The 17477-nt window shown below is 70.5% G+C and carries 13 protein-coding genes; 9 read left to right on the forward strand and 4 right to left on the reverse strand.

What is annotated here, in order from left to right; all coding sequences use genetic code 11:
• Positions 1 to 6: 6 nt before the first annotated feature.
• The 5 genes from ABTV91_RS04665 (at position 7) to ABTV91_RS04685 (ending at position 6088) form a co-directional block, all read left to right on the forward strand.
• A complete protein-coding gene (locus ABTV91_RS04665; protein WP_433853454.1) occupies positions 7 to 1266 on the forward strand; it encodes an RNA polymerase sigma factor in 1260 nt (419 codons plus the stop codon).
• Between the two features lie 541 nt (positions 1267 to 1807).
• Positions 1808 to 3463 (forward strand): M28 family metallopeptidase, encoded by a 1656-nt coding sequence (locus tag ABTV91_RS04670; RefSeq protein ID WP_433853455.1) that lies wholly within the window; start codon positions 1808 to 1810, stop codon positions 3461 to 3463.
• 206 nt (positions 3464 to 3669) lie between these two features.
• Positions 3670 to 4947: a sensor histidine kinase gene (locus tag ABTV91_RS04675; protein WP_433853456.1), complete on the forward strand. Its 1278-nt coding sequence runs from the start codon at positions 3670 to 3672 to the stop codon at positions 4945 to 4947.
• A complete protein-coding gene (locus tag ABTV91_RS04680) occupies positions 4937 to 5710 on the forward strand; it encodes a LytR/AlgR family response regulator transcription factor (protein WP_433853457.1) in 774 nt (257 codons plus the stop codon). Before ABTV91_RS04675 ends, ABTV91_RS04680 begins: the two co-directional genes overlap by 11 nt.
• A gap of 33 nt (positions 5711 to 5743) precedes the next feature.
• Entirely contained in the window at positions 5744 to 6088 is a 345-nt protein-coding gene (locus tag ABTV91_RS04685; RefSeq protein ID WP_433853458.1) for a hypothetical protein, read from the forward strand.
• Between the two features lie 36 nt (positions 6089 to 6124).
• Here ABTV91_RS04685 and ABTV91_RS04690 read toward each other — a convergent pair whose 3' ends face one another.
• A complete protein-coding gene (locus ABTV91_RS04690; protein WP_433853459.1) occupies positions 6125 to 6727 on the reverse strand; it encodes a hypothetical protein in 603 nt (200 codons plus the stop codon).
• Between the two features lie 332 nt (positions 6728 to 7059).
• Between ABTV91_RS04690 and ABTV91_RS04695 the strand changes: the two genes are divergently transcribed.
• Entirely contained in the window at positions 7060 to 7980 is a 921-nt protein-coding gene (locus ABTV91_RS04695) for an oxygenase MpaB family protein (protein ID WP_433853460.1), read from the forward strand.
• A 61-nt stretch (positions 7981 to 8041) separates the two neighbouring features.
• Here the strand turns inward: ABTV91_RS04695 and ABTV91_RS04700 are convergent, their stop codons facing one another.
• Positions 8042 to 10141, reverse strand: coding sequence for a M13 family metallopeptidase (locus tag ABTV91_RS04700; protein WP_433853461.1), 2100 nt, complete (start codon positions 10139 to 10141; stop codon positions 8042 to 8044).
• Between the two features lie 325 nt (positions 10142 to 10466).
• On the opposite strand from ABTV91_RS04700, the gene ABTV91_RS04705 reads away from it, so the two are divergent.
• Positions 10467 to 13400 (forward strand): bifunctional diguanylate cyclase/phosphodiesterase, encoded by a 2934-nt coding sequence (locus ABTV91_RS04705; protein WP_433853462.1) that lies wholly within the window; start codon positions 10467 to 10469, stop codon positions 13398 to 13400.
• Here the strand turns inward: ABTV91_RS04705 and ABTV91_RS04710 are convergent.
• Entirely contained in the window at positions 13392 to 14300 is a 909-nt protein-coding gene (locus ABTV91_RS04710; protein WP_433853463.1) for a LysR family transcriptional regulator, read from the reverse strand. The genes ABTV91_RS04705 and ABTV91_RS04710 overlap by 9 nt on opposite strands.
• Before the next feature lie 101 nt (positions 14301 to 14401).
• Here ABTV91_RS04710 and ABTV91_RS04715 point away from each other — a divergent pair, with 101 nt between their 5' ends.
• A complete protein-coding gene (locus ABTV91_RS04715; RefSeq protein ID WP_433853464.1) occupies positions 14402 to 15193 on the forward strand; it encodes a DODA-type extradiol aromatic ring-opening family dioxygenase in 792 nt (263 codons plus the stop codon).
• A 115-nt stretch (positions 15194 to 15308) separates the two neighbouring features.
• Positions 15309 to 16955: a Na+/H+ antiporter gene (locus ABTV91_RS04720; protein WP_433853465.1), complete on the forward strand. Its 1647-nt coding sequence runs from the start codon at positions 15309 to 15311 to the stop codon at positions 16953 to 16955.
• Between the two features lie 224 nt (positions 16956 to 17179).
• Here the strand turns inward: ABTV91_RS04720 and ABTV91_RS04725 are convergent, their stop codons facing one another.
• On the reverse strand, positions 17180 to 17422 hold the full coding sequence (locus ABTV91_RS04725) for a DUF3297 family protein (protein ID WP_433853466.1): 243 nt from the start codon (positions 17420 to 17422) through the stop codon (positions 17180 to 17182).
• Between the last annotated feature and the right edge of the window lie 55 nt (positions 17423 to 17477).

Consider the following 17477-nt stretch of genomic DNA (forward strand, 5'->3'; position numbering starts at 1 on the left):
GGGAGGATGGAAACCCGCGATCTCCAGCGCAGGCTCGACACGGTGTGGCGCATGGAGTCGCCGCGCCTGATCGCGCGCCTGGCGCGCATGCTGGGCGACCTGGACAGCGCCGAGGAGCTGGCCCAGGACGCACTGGTCGCCGCGCTCGAGCACTGGCCGTCGCACGGCGTGCCCGACAACCCCGCGGCCTGGCTGATGACCACCGCCCAGCGCCGGGCGATCGACGTGCTGCGCCAGCGCCGCCTGCATGCCGACAAGCACGAGGCGATGGCGCAGGATCCGGACCATCGGGGGAGCGTGGTGCGCGACCACGAACGCGAAGTGGAAGACGACATCGGCGACGACCTGCTGCGCCTGCTGTTCGTCGCCTGTCATCCGGTGTTGCCGGCCGACGCGCGCGTGGCGCTGACCCTGCGCCTGCTGTGCGGCCTGAGCACGGCCGAGATCGCGCGCGCGTTCCTGTTGCCGGAACCGACCATCGCCCAGCGCATCGTGCGCGCCAAGCGCACCCTGGCCGAACGCGGCGTGGCGTTCGAGGTGCCGCGGCGCCAGGCGTTGCCGCAGCGCCTGCGTTCGGTGCTGGAAGTGGTCTACCTCGTCTTCAACGAAGGCTATGCCGCCAGCCATGGCGAGGACTGGATGCGCCCGGCGCTGTGCGGGGAAGCCCTGCGCCTGGGCCGCGTGCTCGCCGGGCTGATGCCCGCCTCGGCGCCGGTGCTGGGACTGCTGGCGCTGATGGAACTGCAGGCCTCGCGGATCAACGCGCGCACTGCGGCCGACGGCGCCGCGGTGCTGCTGATGGACCAGGACCGCGGCCGCTGGGACTGGCTGCAGATCGGCCGCGGCCAGGCCGCGCTGGAAAAGGCGCTGGCCCTCGGCGGCGAGGACGACGCCTACGTGCTGCAGGCGGCCATCGCCGGCTGCCATGCACGGGCGCGCCGCGCCGCGCAGACCGACTGGCCGCGCATCGCGCAGCTGTATGCGCGGCTGGCGGCGGTCATGCCGTCGCCGGTGGTCGAACTGAACCGCACCGTCGCGGTGGCGCGCGCGCAGGGTCCGCAGGCCGCCTGGCCGTTGCTGCAGGCGCTGCAGGACGACGGCCGGCTGGATGACTACGCGCCGCTGCAGGCGGTGCGCGGCGACCTGCTGGAGCAGCTTGGCCGCACCGGCGAAGCGCGCGACGCGTTCGAGCGCGCCGCCGCGCTGAGCGGCAACATCCGCGAGCGCGAGGCGCTGTTGGCCCGCGCGGCGAACCTGTCGCCGTAGCGCAGTCACCCGGTCCGCAGGTGCCGGGCTCGCCCGGCACGGGGCTTCGCCGGGAAGGCCCCATGCGGGGCAAGCCCCGCACCTACGATCCGGCGCGTCATTGCATGACCCTCGTAGATGCCGGGCTTGCCCGGCACGTGCTCTTCCGGGAATGCCCCGTTGCGCACCGGGGTGCGCTTCTGCCGCGATGCCCCATGCGGGGGAAGCCGCGCATCTACGGTCCGGCGCGTCATTACATGACCCTCGTACCGGCACGTGCTCTTCCGGGAATGCCCCGTTGCGCACCGGGGTGCGCTCCTGCCGACAATGCCGCATGCAGGGCAAGCCCCGCACCTACGATCCGGCGCGTCATCGCATGACCCTCGTAGGTGCCGGGCTTGCCCGGCACATGGTTTTCCCGGCAATGCTTCATGCGGGAAGGGGCCCGCATCTACGGTGCCGTGCTTCACTTTGCCGGTGCTGGCCGCTGCCCATGCTTTCCGGCACTGCCCGCCCGGCCGCGGCGCTGGCTACACTCCAGCGGTTGTTCGACCCATTGGAGATGGATGTGAAACGAATCGTGATCAGCCTGCTGGCGATGTCGGTGTCCACCGCATTGATGGCCGCGCCGCCGAAGTTCGACGGCGCGCGGATTTCCGCCGACGTGAAGGAACTGGCTTCCGACGCCTATGAAGGCCGGTCGCCGGCCACCGCCGGCGAGGAAAAAACCATCGCCTACCTGAGCCGGCAGTTCGCCGCCGCCGGGCTGCAGCCCGGCGGCGACCTGCAGGACGGCAAGCGCCTGTGGACCCAGGCGGTGCCGCTGCTCAAGGGCGACATCGTCGGCAAGCCGCAGCTGTCGCTGTCCAGCAAGGGCACGCCGCAGGCGCTGACCCAGGGCCAGGAAATTGCCGTGCGCGCGGCCATGAACGGCGACAGCGCGGTGGCGATCAAGGACGCGCCGCTGGTGTTCGTCGGCTATGGCGTGAAGGCGCCGGAGCGCAACTGGGACGACTTCAAGGGCGTGGACCTGAAGGGCAAGATCGCGGTGATGCTGATCAACGACCCGGACTTCGAGGCCGGCGTCGGCGATTTCGACGGCAAGGGCATGACCTATTACGGCCGCTGGACCTACAAGTACGAGGAAGGCGCGCGCCAGGGCGCGGCCGGCGTGCTGATCGTGCACGAGACCGCCCCGGCCTCCTACGGCTGGGCGACGGTGGCCGGCTCCAATACCAACACCATGTTCGATGTGGTGCGCGACAATCCGGCCGCGGCGCACCCGCCGCTGGAAGGCTGGATCCAGCGCGACCTGGCGGTGGACCTGTTCAAGCGCGCCGGCCTGGACTTCGAGGCGTTGAAGAAGCAGGCGCAGTCGCGCGACTTCCGCCCGGTGGAACTGAAGGGCGAAACTTTCTCGGCCGACTACGCGGTCAAGACCGAGGTCATCACCTCGCACAACGTGGTCGCGCGCCTGGAAGGCAGCCGCCATCCGGACGAGACCGTGCTCTATTCGGCGCATTGGGACCACATCGGCGTCGGCGAGCCGGACGCGCGCGGCGACCGCATCTTCAACGGCGCGCTGGACAACGCCAGCGGCACCGCCGCGCTGCTGGAACTGGCGCGCGGCTTTGCCAAGGCGCCGCGCCCGCAGCGCTCGGTGGTGTTCCTGGCGGTCACCGCCGAGGAGAAGGGCCTGCTCGGTTCGGAGTACTACGCCAGCCATCCGCTGTATCCGCTGGGCACGACCGTGGCGCTGATCAACATGGACGGCATGGCGCCGTTCGGCCCGTCGCGCGATTTCGGCATCTACGGCTCGGCGCGGTTCGAGCTGCTGGACCAGCTCAAGGACGTGGCCAAGGGCTGGGACATCCGCTACACGCCGGACCCGAAGCCGGAAGCCGGCCTGTTCTTCCGTTCCGACCACTTCCCGTTCGCCAAGCGCGGCGTGCCGGCGCTGTCGTACTCGGCCGGGCAGGACTGGATCGAGGGTGGCGTGGCCGCCGGCAAGAAGGCCTCCGACGACTACACCGCCAGGCGCTACCACCAGCAGGGCGACGAATGGCAGCCGGACTGGACCTTCGCCGGCGCCGCGCGCGACCTGGAAGTGGTCTACACGCTCGGCGAGCAGCTGGCCAACTCGCGCGCCTGGCCGAACTGGAGCGCCGACGAGCCGTTCCGCGCCGTCCGCGACGCAAGCGCCAGCGAGCGCCGCTGAACCAGCTGGCGGCGTCCCTCCGCCCGGATGGACGCCGCTGACGCCAGGACGCCGCCCCGCAACGGGCGGCGTCCGCGTTTCCGGCCGCCGATTCCAGCCGCCGGCACCGGCATTCGTTCCCCAGATTCCCGTCTTCGTCGCAGGGCGCTTGTGCATGGCGGCCCAGCGCCTATGCTCGCCACCACTGTCCAGCCGGGAACGCCTCCATGATCGCCAGCCTGTGGTTCTGCTTCCGCATCCTCGTGGCCTGGGCGCTGGCGTTGATCGTGCTGGGCATCGTATGGGCACAGGTCTTCGGCGACCCGGGAGCGATATTCGCGCTGCTGGTGATCGGCGTGCTGGCGATGGCGGCGATCAATACCGCCAGCCATCTGCACCGGGTCAAGCTGACGGCGGGCCGCCTGGACCACGACAGCCTGTCCAGCCGCCAACGGCGCCAGATCGAACTGCCGTTCGACGCCGGGCAGGCGTTCGCGCTGGTCGAGTCGGTGATCGCGGGGCTGCCGCGCGTCACCGATATCGAAAGCTCGCCCGGCAGCCTGCAGCTGCGCGCCAAGCTCGTGCGCGTGGACCCCTACAACATGAGCCCGCCCTCGCGCTGGAACCCGCGGTCGTGGCTGGCGATCAAGCGCAACCAGGTGTCGGCGACGGTGACGCCGGGCCAGGGCACCAGCAGCGTCTCCCTGTTGTTCGAGCCCGAAGCGGGCGCCTGGGCCGACCTGCTGATGCCGGACGAGGGCAGCAACCGCGAGAACGCCGAGGCGGTCAGCCGCGCGATGAGCCGGCGCGTTGCCGAGCTGCGCCGCGACGAACGCGAGTCGGCCGAGCGCACCGAGGCGGAGAAGGAACTGAGCGTGGCGCGGCTGAACATGCTGCATGCGCAGGTCGAACCGCACTTCCTCTACAACACGCTGGCCAACGCGCAGGTGCTGACCCGCACCGATCCCGAACGCGCCGAACGCATGCTCGGCCACCTGATCCAGTACCTGCGCAGCTCGCTGCCGGGCATCGACCAGTCGCTGTCGACGCTGGGGCAGGAACTGGAACGGGTACAGGCCTACCTGGAGATCCTGCGCATCCGCATGGGCAACCGGCTGGCGGTGCGGATCGACGTGCCCGACGCGCTGCACGACGTCGCGCTGCCGTCGATGGCCCTGCAGACGCTGGTGGAAAACGCGATCAAGCACGGGCTGGAACCCAAGTCCGGCGGCGGCACGGTCTGGCTGCTGGCGCGCGAATCCGACGGGCAGGTCAACATCACCGTGGCCGACGACGGCCAGGGCTTCGGCGGCAGCAGCGGCAGCGGCACCGGCATCGGCCTGAAGAACCTGCGCGAGCGCCTGCGCCTGACCTGCGGGCCGGAGGCGGGCTTCGCCCTGGTCTCCAACTTCCCCAGCGGCGCCGCCGCGACCCTCACCCTGCCGCGCCGCAGTGCTGCGCCGCCGGCCGTCCCGCCGATGCCGGAGCCGACCCATGCATCTTGATGCCCTGATCGCCGAAGACGAACCGCTGCTGCGGCAGGCGCTGATGGCGCAGCTGCAGCGGCTGTGGCCGGAGCTGCGCATCGTCGCCGAGTGCGAGGACGGCGCAGCCGCGCTGGAAGCGCTGGAAACGCTGAAGCCGGACCTGGCCTTCCTCGACATCCGCATGCCCGGCGTCACCGGCATCGACGTCGCCCGCGCGCTGGAGACGCTCAGCCCGCAGACCCAGGTGGTGTTCATTACCGCCTACGACCAGTACGCCATCGACGCCTTCGAGCGCGGCGCGGTCGACTACCTGCTCAAGCCGGTGGCCGACGAGCGCCTGCTGGCCACGCGCCAGCGCGTGCTCGCGCGGCTGCAGGCCGGCGCGCCGGACCGGCGCCTGCTGGACCAGCTGCTGGAACAGCTGGCGCGGCAGCCGGCCGCCAGGACCGGCGCGCCGCCGCTGGCCTGGATCACCGCCAGCAACGGCCGCGAGACGCGGCTGGTGATGCTGGAGGACGTGCTGTATTTCCGCGCCGACAGCAAATACACCGCGGTGGTCACCGCCGGCGAGGAACTGCTGCTGCGCAGCTCGCTGCGCGAACTGGCCGAAGCGCTCGACCCGCAGCGCTTCCGCCAGGTGCACCGCTCGACCATCGTCAACATGAAGGCGGTGGCGGCGGTGAGCCGCGACAACAGCGGGCGCGGCGTGCTGCGCCTGAAGGACCGCAGCGAGACGCTGGTGGTCAGCCAGCCCTTCATGAGCCTGTTCCGCGGCATGTAAGCCCCGTCCGCGACCCGTACAAGGAGAAGTGCCATGCAGTACCTGACTTTCCTGCTCGGCAGCCTGCTGGCGATGCTGGGTTACCGCGAACCGCAGGGACAGACCTCGATCGTCCGCGTCAACGGCGAGCAGTCCGTGCTCAGCCGCACCACCGTGTCCGGCGGCCAGGCCCGCTTCCAGTGCCTGCAGAGCGACAGCGGCAACTGTTTCTACCGGCTCTACCGCGAACAGTGCCGCGACGAGGCGGCCGGCGAGCTGTGCCGGCGGCAGGCGCTGGACGACTTCAGCGTGGTGGTCGGCGGCGTGCGCGAAGTACAGGGCCTGCCGGCCGGCTTCGGCCAGCAGGTGCGGGCCCGGGAAGCGCAACGCCGCGACTGAGCGCGGCGTTGCGGGAAGGGTGCTGGAACGGAAGACTCAGAACGCCGGCTGCAGGCGCAGTCCGTCGTCGCCGATATGGTTGAGCTTGCCGACCAGTTCCGAATGCTGCCGCATGCGGCCCAGCTCGCGCATGATGCGGATGTCCTCGTGGCGCAGTTCGCGCCGGGACGCCACCGCCTGCTTGTAGTCCAGCACTTCCGGATAGTGCTTGGCCATCTCCAGCGCGTCGGCCACGGTCTCCACGCTGTCGGCGTCGGAACTGATGCGGGCGCGGCTGTTGAACGCCTTCATCCAGCGCTCGAAGCCGGCGGTGTGGTCGAACATGTTGGCCATGAACCAGATCACGAACAGGATCGACACCCACGAGCCGAACACGATGACCACGCGGGTGAAGGTGATGTGGAAGTCGTCGCGCCACAGGTAATTGGTGATCAGCCCCAGGATCAGCAGAGAGGACGCCTGCCAGAGCACGATGGACGCCATCAGCCACTGGCACTTGGCCTTGGCCAGCACGCCCACCTCGTCGCGTATCTGCTCGTCACTCAGGTTCTTCCAGTGCTCGACCTGTTTTTCGAACGGACTGCGGTACAGCTCATTGTCCTGCAGCAACAAACCCAAACCCTTGAACAACGCGATCATGTGGAGCTCCTTGCAGATACTGGCTGGAACGAGCGACGGATACGGCGTGGAACGATCTGGCGCTTCCAGTTCTAGCACTTTCATCCGGCTTGGCAATGGGGGCGGCGCGAAGCAGCGGCGGCGGCATGCCTGCGGAATGCGCCGGGGCGCCGTATTTTTTGCGCCGCGTCATGGCGCAAGTGGCGGAATCGAAAATCGAAAATCCGCCTGCATGTTGCATGCGCACAAGGCCAGAATGGAGGCCGCGTGCACGCGCTTGAGGCGGAGGAAGGTGGGCGCGATGCGCGTCCGGCGCGGTGAGCGTGCGCGGGCGTCCGGCTAGGATGGCCTCCATGCCGTTCCTGCCGCGATCCGTTTCCGCCGCCGCCACCGCCCAGATCCGGCGCTGGGTGCTCGATGCCTTCCCGCGCGACCAGAGCGGCATCGCCTATGACGCCCCTTTGGGCGACCCGGGCTGGTTCGGCCCGGACAGCGTGACCTGGCGCATCCATTCCGAATTCCCGGGCATGCTCGCCGGCGGCCTGTGCGCGCTGATGCTGCAGCTGCTGCACCCGCGCGCGCTGGCCGGCGTGCACGACCATTCCAACTTCCGGCAGGACCTGGTCGGGCGCCTGCGCCGCACCACCGCCTTCGTCGCCGGCACCAGCTACGCACCGGCAGCGGAAGTGGAAAAGCTGGTCGAGAGGGTGCGGCGCATCCATGCGCGCATCGCCGGCACGCTGCCCGATGGCCGCGCCTATGCCGCCGACGATCCGGAACTGCTCACCTGGGTGCACGTCACCGAGGCCCATGGCTTCCTCGAAGGCTGCCGCCGCTACTGCCGCGAAGTGCCGGGCGACATCGCCGACCGCTACTACGACGAGTACCGGCGCGTGGCCGAAGCGCTGGGCGCGCGCGACGTGCCGGCCAGCGAGGCGCAGGTGCGCGACTACTTCGCCGCGCAGCGGCCGCAGCTGTGCATGGACGCGCGTTCGCGCGAGGTACTGGAGGTGCTCGAGGCCGTGCGTCTGCCGGTGCCGCTGCCTGGCGTGTCGCGCGAGTTTTTCCTGTCCGCCGGCGCGGCGCTGCTGCCGGACTGGGCACAGCGGCTGCTCGGTCGCAGCCGCGGCCAGCGCCTGCGCGCCAGGCTGGCCGCGCGCACCCTGCGCGGGGCGGCGCCGCTGTTCCGCGTCGCGCTCGGCGATGGCATCGCCACGCGCGCCTGCCGGCGGGTGGGACGCGATCCGCAGTCGCTGCTGCGATGGCCGCCGTGACGGCGGACCAGAAGAAAACGGGCGCCGAGGCGCCCGTTTTCGTGTGCATGCCGGCGGCGCGCTACCAGACCTTGACCCGCTTGTCCGGCGCCAGGTACAGCGCCTGGCCTTCCTTGACCCCGAACGCCGGATACCACGCATCGAGGTTGCGCACGGTCAGCGCGCGGAACTGGCCCGGCGCATGCACGTTGGTCAGCAGCGAGTTGCGCAGCGCCTGTTCGCGCATCTTGCTGCGCCAGGCCTGGGCGAAGCCGAGGAAGAAGCGCTGGTCCGGGGTGAAGCCTTCCAGGTCCTGCGCCGGTTTGCCCTGCTGCGCCATGCGGTAGGCATCGTGCGCGGTCGCCAGGCCGGCCACGTCGGCGATGTTCTCGCCCAGGGTCAGGCGGCCGTTGACGTGCACGCCCGGGAACGGTTCGTAGCTGCTGAACTGCGCGGCCAGCGCGTCGCCGGCGGCGTTGAACTGCTTCAGGTCCTCGGCCGTCCACCAGTTGTGCAGCCTGCCGGTCTCGTCGAACAGCGCGCCGGCGTTGTCGAAGCCGTGGCTGATCTCGTGGCCGATCACCGCGCCGATGGCGCCGTAGTTCACCGCGTCGTCGGCCGCGGCGTCGAAGAACGGCGGCTGCAGGATCGCGGCCGGGAACACCAGCCGGTTTTCCAGCGGCACGTTCATCGCGTTGATGGTCTGCGGCAGCATCGCCCATTCGCCGTGGTCCACCGGCTGGCCCAGCTTGGCGATGTTGCGGCGGTACTCGAACAGCGCCGCGCGCTGCGCGTTGCCCAGCGCGTCGTCGCGCTTCACTTCCAGCGCGCTGTAGTCGCGCCACGTGTCCGGGTAGCCCATGCCAACCTTGAGCCCGGCGACCTTGGCCTTGGCGTGCGCCTTGGTTTCCGGCGACATCCAGTCCAGCGCGTCGATGCGCCGGGCGAAGGCGGCGATGATGTTCTTCGCCATCTCGTCGGCGCGCGCCTTGGTGGCGGCGTCGAAGTGGCGCTCGACGTAGATCCTGCCGACCGCCTCGCCGACGGCGTTGTTGGTCTCGCTGACGGCGCGCTTCCAGCGCTCGCTCTGCTGCGGGGTGCCGCTCATGGCGGTGCCGTGGAAGGCGAAGTGCGCGTCGGCGAAGGCCTTGGGCAGGTAGGGCGCGGCTTCGTCCAGCGCGTGGAAGGCGAGGTAATCCTTCCAGGCGTCCAGCGGCTCGCTGGCGACCAGCTTCGACAGCCCGGCCACGGCCTTCGGCTGCCAGACGATGAAGTCCTGCTGCGCCGACAGGCCGGCCGCGTCCAGGAACGCCGCCCAGTCCATGCCCGGCGCCTTGCCCGCGAGGTCGGCCTGCTTCCAGGCGTTGGCGCCTTTCTCGACGTCGTTGGTTTCCTCCTGGGTAGCGTGGGCGCGCGCGATCTTCGTTTCCAGCGCGACGATGCGCGCGGCCTTGCCGGCGGCGTCGGCATCACCGGACAGTTCCAGCAGCCGTGCGACATAGCCTTCGTAGGCCTTGCGCAGTTCGGCCATGCGCCCGCCTTCCAGGTAGAAGTCGCGGTCGGGCATGCCCAGGCCGCCCTGCACCAGGTAGGGTGCGTTGCGGTCCGGCTGCAGCAGGTCCACCGACACCCACACCCCGAACAGGTGCGGCGTGTAGAAGTTGGTGGCGTTGAGCAGGTCCACGTCGGCGCGCAGGCTGGCGCCCAGCGCCCGGGCCAGCGCCTGCCTGTCGGCGATGCCGGCGACGGCCTGCAACTGCGGCTGCACCGGCGCCGCGCCGCGCGCCTCGATGCCGGCCTCGTCCATGAACGCGGCGTAGTAGTCGCCGATCCTGCGCGCCTCGCCATCGCCGGCCTTGGCGGCTTCTTCCATGATCGCGCGGGTGTCGGCCAGGGTCTTCTCGTAGATCACGTTGAAGCTGCCGAAGCTGGAGCGGTCGGCCGGGATCTCGGTGCGCTGCACCCACTGGCCGTTGGCGAAGTCGAAGAAGTTGTCGCCGGCGGCGACGCTGCGGTCCATGCCGGACACGTCGAAGCCGAAGCTGCCCAGCTGCGCCTTGACGGCGGCGGCGGGCGTGGCGGTGGCGGCATTGCCCTCGGCGGGGGCCTTGTCGCCGCCGCAGCCGCTCAGCGACAGCGCGGCGCCCAGGGCGAGTGCGAGGATCGAACGTGGCAGGGCCATGGCGGCTCCGGAAGCGGAAAGGGAACGCGCAGTCTAGTCCTGCGGCCCACGGCGCGCGCGCCCGATTCCGGCACTTGCCGGCGCCGCGCGGGTATGCCGCCACGCCGGCACCGCGCAAGGCTTCCCGTCGGGGGCCTTTGTACTGCATGCTGTGAAGACGACATCGATGGCGGCTCCGGGGGGACGGGCCGCATGCTGCTGGCGGCTGCGCGGATGGCGCGCTGCGGCCGTGGCCCGTGGTTTCCGGTGGCAGCGACAAACGACGAAACGAGACCATGCATGCAGACCGATCGCTGACGCTGGGAGGATGCCGGTGCACCGGGACATGACCCACCCGCTGCGCCAGGTCGCCGCGTTCGGGATCGTGATCGCGCTGCTGCTGGCGGCGACGCTGGTGATCATGCTGTGGAACGACCGCGACAGCCGCCTGCAGGCCGCGCAGCGGCAGAGCATGGCGCTGGCGACCGGCAGCGACCGCCTGCTGCGCGCCGAACTGGGCACGATGGAGCGTGCGCTGCGCGGCGTGGCCCGCGACGGGCGCGAATACTACCGGCAGGTGCCGGAACGGGCGCCTGCGCTGCTGGCGGCCAGCATCCGCGGCACGCTCGAACGCAATACCGACCTGGCCTCGATAACCCTGGTGGACGATGCGGGGCAGGCCGTGTCCGAGGGACGCGGTGATCCGACGCTGCCGCGTTGGGCGCTGCCGCAGAACCGGGTGATGGCCGGCGAACTGTATCTTGGCGGGCTGGACGTCACGCCTGATGGCAGCAGGATGCTGATGGTCGCGGTGCCGATGCAGCCGGGCCAGTGGTTGCTGGCGCGCGTACGCCTGGCGGTGTTCCAGCGCGTGGTCAGCGGCCTGGATACGGGGCGGCTTGGGGTGGTGTCGATCAGCAACCGGGACCGGCTCATGTTGGGCCGCAATCTGGAGCCGGAATCGGTAGGTGGCGTTCCTGCGCGCATGCTGGTGCCGCCGCCGCCGGCGGACACGGTCCAGGCGCTGGGGGTAATGGTCAGCCCGATGGACGGCGTGCGCCGCGTGGTGGCGGTGAGCGCGCCGCGCGACTATCCGCTGATCCTGTTCGCCGGCCTGTCCTACGACGAGGTCATGGCGCCGTGGCGTACCTATTTCTACGTCGCCGCCGGCATCTACCTGCTGTACCTGTGCGGGTTCGCCTACCTGTTCGGCAGCATGCGCCGCAGCGCGTTGCGCCAGGCGCGGCTGGCCGAGGAACTGCGCACCGGCGCGGCCGAACTGGCGCTGGCCCACCAGGTCGGCAAGGTGGGCACCTGGTCGATCGACCGGAAGGGCGAGACCGTGCGCTGGTCGGCGCTGACCCGGCGCATGTTCGCGCTGCCGGCGCGGCAGGCGCGCCTGGAGGAGTTCTACGCGCACGTGCACGAGGAGGATCGGCCGTGGCTGCGCCAGCAGGTGCAGCAGGCGACCGACGCCGGGCGCGCGCTGAACGCGCTGTTCCGCCTGGTGCTGCACGACGGTACCGTGCGCTGGCTGTCGGCGCGCGGCGAGCGCGTGCAGGGGCCGGGACCGCAGCCGCGCATGACCGGCGCGGTGACCGACATCACCGAACGGGTGCGCAACGAGGCGCGCGTGCAGCGCGCCGAACACCAGTTCCGCCTCGTCTTCGACCGCAATCCGGCGCCGTTCTGGATCTTCGACCTGGCCACGCTGCAGTTCCTGGAAGTGAACCAGGCCGCGATCGACCAGTACGGCTACAGCCGCGAGGAATTCCTGGCCATGACCATCCTCGACATCCGCCCGCGCGAGGGCTGGGAGGAGATCCAGCGCACGCTGGAGGAATCGCGGGAGGGCAGGACGCCGGCGCCGCAGGTGCGCATGCACCGGCGCCGCGACGGCAGCCTGTTCGAGGTGCTGGGGCATCTGGCGCGGCTGGAGTTCGACGGACGCCCGGCCTGCCTCGTGCTGGCCGAGGACGTCAGCCAGCGGCTGGCCTACGAGCGCGACCTGGCCTGGCGCGCCAGCCACCACCCGGGCACCGGCCTGTTGACGATCGAGGCGCTGGCCGAGCGGCTGGACGCCGGCGCGGCCGGCTACACCATCATCCACGCGCAGCTGCGCGGCCTGCAGATGGTGGCCGACACGCTGGGCCGCGAGGCCGGCGACGAAGTGCTGCAGGCGATGGTGGCCCGGCTCGCCACGCTGGGCATGCGGTATGGCCTGCTGGCCTACCAGCCGGCGGAGGACTTCGTGCTGGCCGTCGCCGGCGGGCACGACCCCCAGCAGGCGCTGGAGGCGCTGCGCGGGGCGGTATCCGAGCCGGTGCGCGGGCGCGATTCCTTCCACCAGCTGGAGCCGCGCATCGGCATGGCGGTCTGCCCGGGCGATGGCGAACAGGCCGACCTGGTGCTGGGCCGCGCCGCGCAGGCGGCCCACGCCGCGCGCGAGAACGGCGTGGTCGTGCTGCGTTTCGACCATGCGCTGGCGCAGCGCCACGCCGACCGGCTGCAGCTGGCCGGGCGCATCCACCTGGCCATCGAGCGCGACGAGTTCGAGCTGTACTTCCAGCCGATCCGCCACGCCGCCGACGGCTCGCCGGCCGTGCTGGAGGCGCTGCTGCGCTGGCCGCAGCCCGACGGCAGCTTCATCCCGCCCTCGGATTTCATCCAGCTGTGCGAGGACACCGGCCAGATCATCGCGCTGGGCCGCTGGGTGATCCGCGCCGCCGCGCGCGCCGCGCGGGCGCTGGCCGACGCCGGCTGGGATGACCTGCCGGTCGCGGTCAACGTATCGGCGGTGCAGTTGTTCAACAGCGACCTGGTCGGCGAGTTCGCCGGCGCCGCCGATGCCTTCGGGCTGCCCTCCGGCGCGCTGCAGATGGAGCTGACCGAGAGCAGCCTGATGCGCAACCCGGCGCAGGCGATGCAGGTGCTGGAGAGCCTGAGCACCAGCGGCATCGCGGTGGCGCTGGACGACTTCGGCACCGGCTTCTCCAGCATGTCCTACCTGCAGCACCTGGCGCTGGATTCGCTGAAGATCGACCGCGCCTTCGTCGCCGACGTCGAACGAAACCCGCGCAACGCCGCCATCTGCCGCGCGCTGCTGTCGCTGGGGCACAGCATGGGACTGGTGGTGATCGCCGAGGGCGTGGAAACCGAAGGCCAGCTCGACTGGCTGGTCGCGCATGGCTGCGACCAGGTGCAGGGCTACCTGCTGGGCCGGCCGATGCCGCTGCGCGAACTGCTGGCGCTGCTGGCGATGGCGCGCGACTCAGGCTGAGGGCGGGGCGGCGGCGTCCGCGCCGAGCTGCTCGACAAGGTAGTCGATGAAACTGCGCACTTTCGGCGCCAGATGGCTGCGGCTGGCGTAGACCGCGTGGATGCCGACCGGCGGCAGCCGCCAGTCCGGCAGCACCGGCACCAGCCGGCCGTCGGCCAGCGCCTGGCCGACGATGAAATCGGGCTGGGCGATGATGCCCATGCCGGCGATGGCCGCCTCGCGCAGGACCTCGCCGTTGTTGGCGCGCATGCGCGCCCTGACCGGTACGCTCGCTTCGCCCTGCGGCCCCTGCAGCTGCCAGCTGTCGCCGCCGGCCCAGTAGCTGTAGGCCAGGCAGGCGTGCTGCGCCAGGTCGTCCGGCCGCGCCGGCGTGCCGTGGCGTGCCAGATAGGCCGGCGCCGCGCACAGCACGATCGCCGCCTCGGCCAGGCGGCGGGCGATCAGCGACGGTGACGGCTGGCGGGTGATGCGGATGGCCAGGTCGAAGCCTTCCTCGACCATGTCCACCTGCCGGTCGGCCAGCGACAGGTCCAGCTCCACGTCGGGGTGGCGTTCGGCATAGCCGGGCAGCAGCGGCGCCAGCCGGGCGATGCCGTAGCTGACCGGCGCGTTGATCCGCAGCCGGCCCGAAGGCTGCAGCGCCTGCGCGCCGACCGAGGCCTCCAGCGCGTCGAACTCGGCCAGCAGCTGCACGCAGCGCTGGTAGTAGGCCGCGCCGATGCTGGTCGGGCTGACCCGCCGCGTGGTGCGGTTGAGCAGGCGCGCGGACAGGCGTTTTTCCAGCGCGGCGATCTGCCGGGTGACGGCGGCGGTGGACAGGTCCAGCGCGCCGGCCGCGGCGCTGAAGCCGTTGCGCTCGACCACCGCGACGAACACCCGCATGGCATCGATGGTGTCCATTGTTTCCGCTTCGGCAATAAAACGTTGAGGACGAGGTTATTTGTTGCCCCGGCCATCGGCAATAACCTGAGCGGCATCGCTCCTGCCGTCTGGAAGCCGCCATGTCCTCCCTGCCGTCCCTGTACATCTCCCATGGTTCGCCGATGACCGCGCTGGAGCCGGGCGCGGTGGGGCCGCGCCTGGCCGAGCTGGCCGCGGCGCTGCCGCGCCCGCGCGCCATCGTGATGGCCTCGGCGCACTGGCTCGGCCGCGCGCCGATGGTGTCGGCCGCGGCGCGGCCGGAGACCATCCACGACTTCGGCGGTTTCCCCGAGGCGCTGTACCAGCTGCAGTACCCGGCCCCGGGCGCGCCGGAACTGGCGCAGGACGTGGCCGCGCGGCTGGCCGCCGCCGGCCTGTCGCCATCGATCGACCCGCGGCGCGGGCTCGACCATGGCGCGTGGGTGCCGCTGCGCTTCCTCTATCCGCAGGCCGACGTGCCGGTGCTGCAGCTGTCGATCCAGCCGTCGCTGGGGCCGGCGCACCAGTGGGCGATGGGCCGCGCGCTGGCACCGCTGCGCGACGAAGGCGTGCTGCTGGTCGGCTCCGGCAGCATCACCCACAACCTGCACGACTGGCGCAGCTACGCGCAGGGTGGGGAAGCGCCGTACGTGCGCCCCTTCATCGAGTGGGTGGAACGGAAACTGCTGGCCGACGACGTGCCGGCGCTGCTGGACTACCGCCGCCAGGCGCCGTTCGCCGAGCAGGCGCATCCCACCGACGAGCACCTGCTGCCGCTGCACTTCGCGATGGGCGCGGCCGGTTCCGACCGGCTCGGCGCGCGCCGCATCGATGCCGGCATCGACATGGGCTTCCTGGCGATGGACATCTACCGCTTCGACGGCGCGGCCTGATCGTCCGGACTCGTGCCGGAACATCCGCCGCCGTCATCGGCGGCGGCGCGGGGCTGTGGTAATTTTTCCGCGTGGTCCAACCGTCGCCGCCATGGTGGTGACTTCGTGGAGAGGCATGCACACGATCGAAGTCGTTCTGGCGATGCTGGTGGCGGTGGTCGCCAGCGGCTACCTGGTAAGGATCCTTCCCTTCTCCCTGCCGTTGCCGCTGGTGCAGATCGGCCTGGGCGCGTTGATTTCCGGGGTGTTCAAGCGCGGCCACGCGCTCGAGCCGGACATGTTCTTCCTGCTGTTCCTGCCGCCGCTGCTGTTCCTGGACGGCTGGCGCATTCCCAAGCAGGGCCTGTTCCGCGACAAGGGCGCGATCCTGGAGCTGGCCTTCGGCCTGGTGGTGTTCACCGTGGTCGGCGCCGGTCTGCTGATCCACTGGCTGATCCCGGCCATGCCGCTGGCCGTGGCGTTCGCGCTGGCGGCGATCATCTCGCCCACCGACCCGGTGGCAGTGGGCGCCATCGCCTCGCGCGTGCCGATCCCCAAGCGGCTGATGCACATCCTGGAAGGCGAGTCGCTGCTCAACGACGCCTCCGGCCTGGTCTGCTTCCGCTTCGCGGTGGCGGCGGTGATGACCGGCAGCTTCTCGCTGGCGCAGGCCTCGCTGACTTTCCTGTGGGTGGCCTTCGCCGGCCTGGGCATCGGCGTGGCGGTGACCCTGGGCGTGTCCACCTTCCAGCGCTGGCTGTGGCGCAGCTTCGGCGAGGAGCCGGGCGCGGCGATGCTGGTCAACCTGCTGATTCCCTTCGCCGCCTACCTGCTGGCCGAGGAATTCAATGCCTCGGGCATCCTCGCCGCGGTCGCCGCCGGCATCACCATGAGCTACGTGGAGCTGACCGGCCGCATCAGCGGCAGCATGCGCGTGCAGCGCACCGCGGTGTGGAACACGGTGCAGTTCAGCTTCAACGGCATCATGTTCGTGCTGCTCGGCGAACAGCTGCCGGGCATCGTGCAGCGCGCGGTGGACACCATCGCGGTCACCGGGCACCGCGAGTGGTGGTGGCTGGCGGTCTACGTGCTGGCGATCAATGCGGCGCTGGTGGTGCTGCGCCTGGCATGGGTGTGGCTGTCGCTGCGCTGGAACCTGCTGCGCGCGCGCTGGCGCGGCGAGGAGCGCGTGAACTCGACTTCATGGCGCGTGGTGCTGGCGATGTCGGTGGCCGGGGTGCGCGGCGCCATCACCCTGGCCGGCGTGCTGACCCTGCCGCTGATGGTGCCTGGCGGCGAGCCGTTCCCGGCGCGCGACCTGGTGATCTTCCTGGCCGCGTCGGTGATCCTGGTGTCGCTGGTCGGCGCCAGCCTGCTGCTGCCGCGGCTGCTGCGCGGCCTGGAACTGCCGCGCGACGACGACAGCCGGCGCGTGGAGGACCTGGCCCGCAAGCTGTCGTCCAAGGCCGCGCTGGCGGCGGTGGAGAAGACGCGCCAGCAGCTGGTGGAAGGCCAGACCACCACCAACGTGCAGCTCTACAACGACGCCGCGGCGCGGGTCAGCCTGCTGTACCAGCGCAATCTGGAAAAGGGGCAGGGCCCGGACGAAGACCCGGAGAAGGTGCGGCGCATGGAGCAGGCCTACCGCAGCCTGCGCTCGGCCGGGCTCACCGCCGAGCGCGAGGAACTGTTCCGCTTGACCCGGCACGGGCAGATACCCGACGAGGTCGCGCGCAAGCTGATCCGCAACCTGGATCTGCTGGAGAGCCGGCAGCGGGATTAGAGGCAGGGGTGAGTGAAGGGGAGTGAGGAGTGAGAAAAAGCAAAAGCAAAAGCAAAAGCCTGGCTGCTGCTTTTGTAGGAGCCGGTTTTACCGGCGATTGCCGTTGTGTGGTCCGATCGTAGAGCAATCGCCGGTAAAACCGGCTCCCACGGGAAAGGTGGCGGAGCGGAGCTCCGCCTGCTTTTTTTCACTCCTCACTCCCCTTCACTCACTCCTCGCTCCAACTACTTCAGATTGAGGAAATACGCCTCGACCGCGCCCTTGATCTTCAGCGTCATCGGGTTGCCGCGACGGTCGCGGGCCTTGCCGGCCTGGACGCGGATCCAGCCTTCGCTGACCGAATATTCCTCCACGTCATCGCGCTCGACGCCGTTGAAGCGGATGCCGACGCCGCGCTCGAGCACGGCCGGGTCGTGGAACGGGCTGGTGGGGTTGACCGCCAGGCGATCGGGAGGGGTATCGCTCATGTCACTGTTCGCTGAAGGCCACCGTGGCCCTCTTCAGGGCACAAGGATAACCGCT

Origin of the sequence: Stenotrophomonas nitritireducens (assembly GCF_050984405.1) — a bacterium.
In the GTDB taxonomy this organism is placed as follows: domain Bacteria; phylum Pseudomonadota; class Gammaproteobacteria; order Xanthomonadales; family Xanthomonadaceae; genus Stenotrophomonas; species Stenotrophomonas nitritireducens_B.

Coding starts and splice junctions, on each gene's coding strand:
- ABTV91_RS04665 (WP_433853454.1), top strand. CDS start 7: ATGGAAACCCGCGATCTCCAGCGCAGGCTCGACACGGTGTGGCGCATG.
- ABTV91_RS04670 (WP_433853455.1), top strand. CDS start 1,808: ATGGATGTGAAACGAATCGTGATCAGCCTGCTGGCGATGTCGGTGTCC.
- ABTV91_RS04675 (WP_433853456.1), top strand. CDS start 3,670: ATGATCGCCAGCCTGTGGTTCTGCTTCCGCATCCTCGTGGCCTGGGCG.
- ABTV91_RS04680 (WP_433853457.1), top strand. CDS start 4,937: ATGCATCTTGATGCCCTGATCGCCGAAGACGAACCGCTGCTGCGGCAG.
- ABTV91_RS04685 (WP_433853458.1), top strand. CDS start 5,744: ATGCAGTACCTGACTTTCCTGCTCGGCAGCCTGCTGGCGATGCTGGGT.
- ABTV91_RS04690 (WP_433853459.1), bottom strand. CDS start 6,727: ATGATCGCGTTGTTCAAGGGTTTGGGTTTGTTGCTGCAGGACAATGAG.
- ABTV91_RS04695 (WP_433853460.1), top strand. CDS start 7,060: ATGCCGTTCCTGCCGCGATCCGTTTCCGCCGCCGCCACCGCCCAGATC.
- ABTV91_RS04700 (WP_433853461.1), bottom strand. CDS start 10,141: ATGGCCCTGCCACGTTCGATCCTCGCACTCGCCCTGGGCGCCGCGCTG.
- ABTV91_RS04705 (WP_433853462.1), top strand. CDS start 10,467: ATGACCCACCCGCTGCGCCAGGTCGCCGCGTTCGGGATCGTGATCGCG.
- ABTV91_RS04710 (WP_433853463.1), bottom strand. CDS start 14,300: ATGGACACCATCGATGCCATGCGGGTGTTCGTCGCGGTGGTCGAGCGC.
- ABTV91_RS04715 (WP_433853464.1), top strand. CDS start 14,402: ATGTCCTCCCTGCCGTCCCTGTACATCTCCCATGGTTCGCCGATGACC.
- ABTV91_RS04720 (WP_433853465.1), top strand. CDS start 15,309: ATGCACACGATCGAAGTCGTTCTGGCGATGCTGGTGGCGGTGGTCGCC.
- ABTV91_RS04725 (WP_433853466.1), bottom strand. CDS start 17,422: ATGAGCGATACCCCTCCCGATCGCCTGGCGGTCAACCCCACCAGCCCG.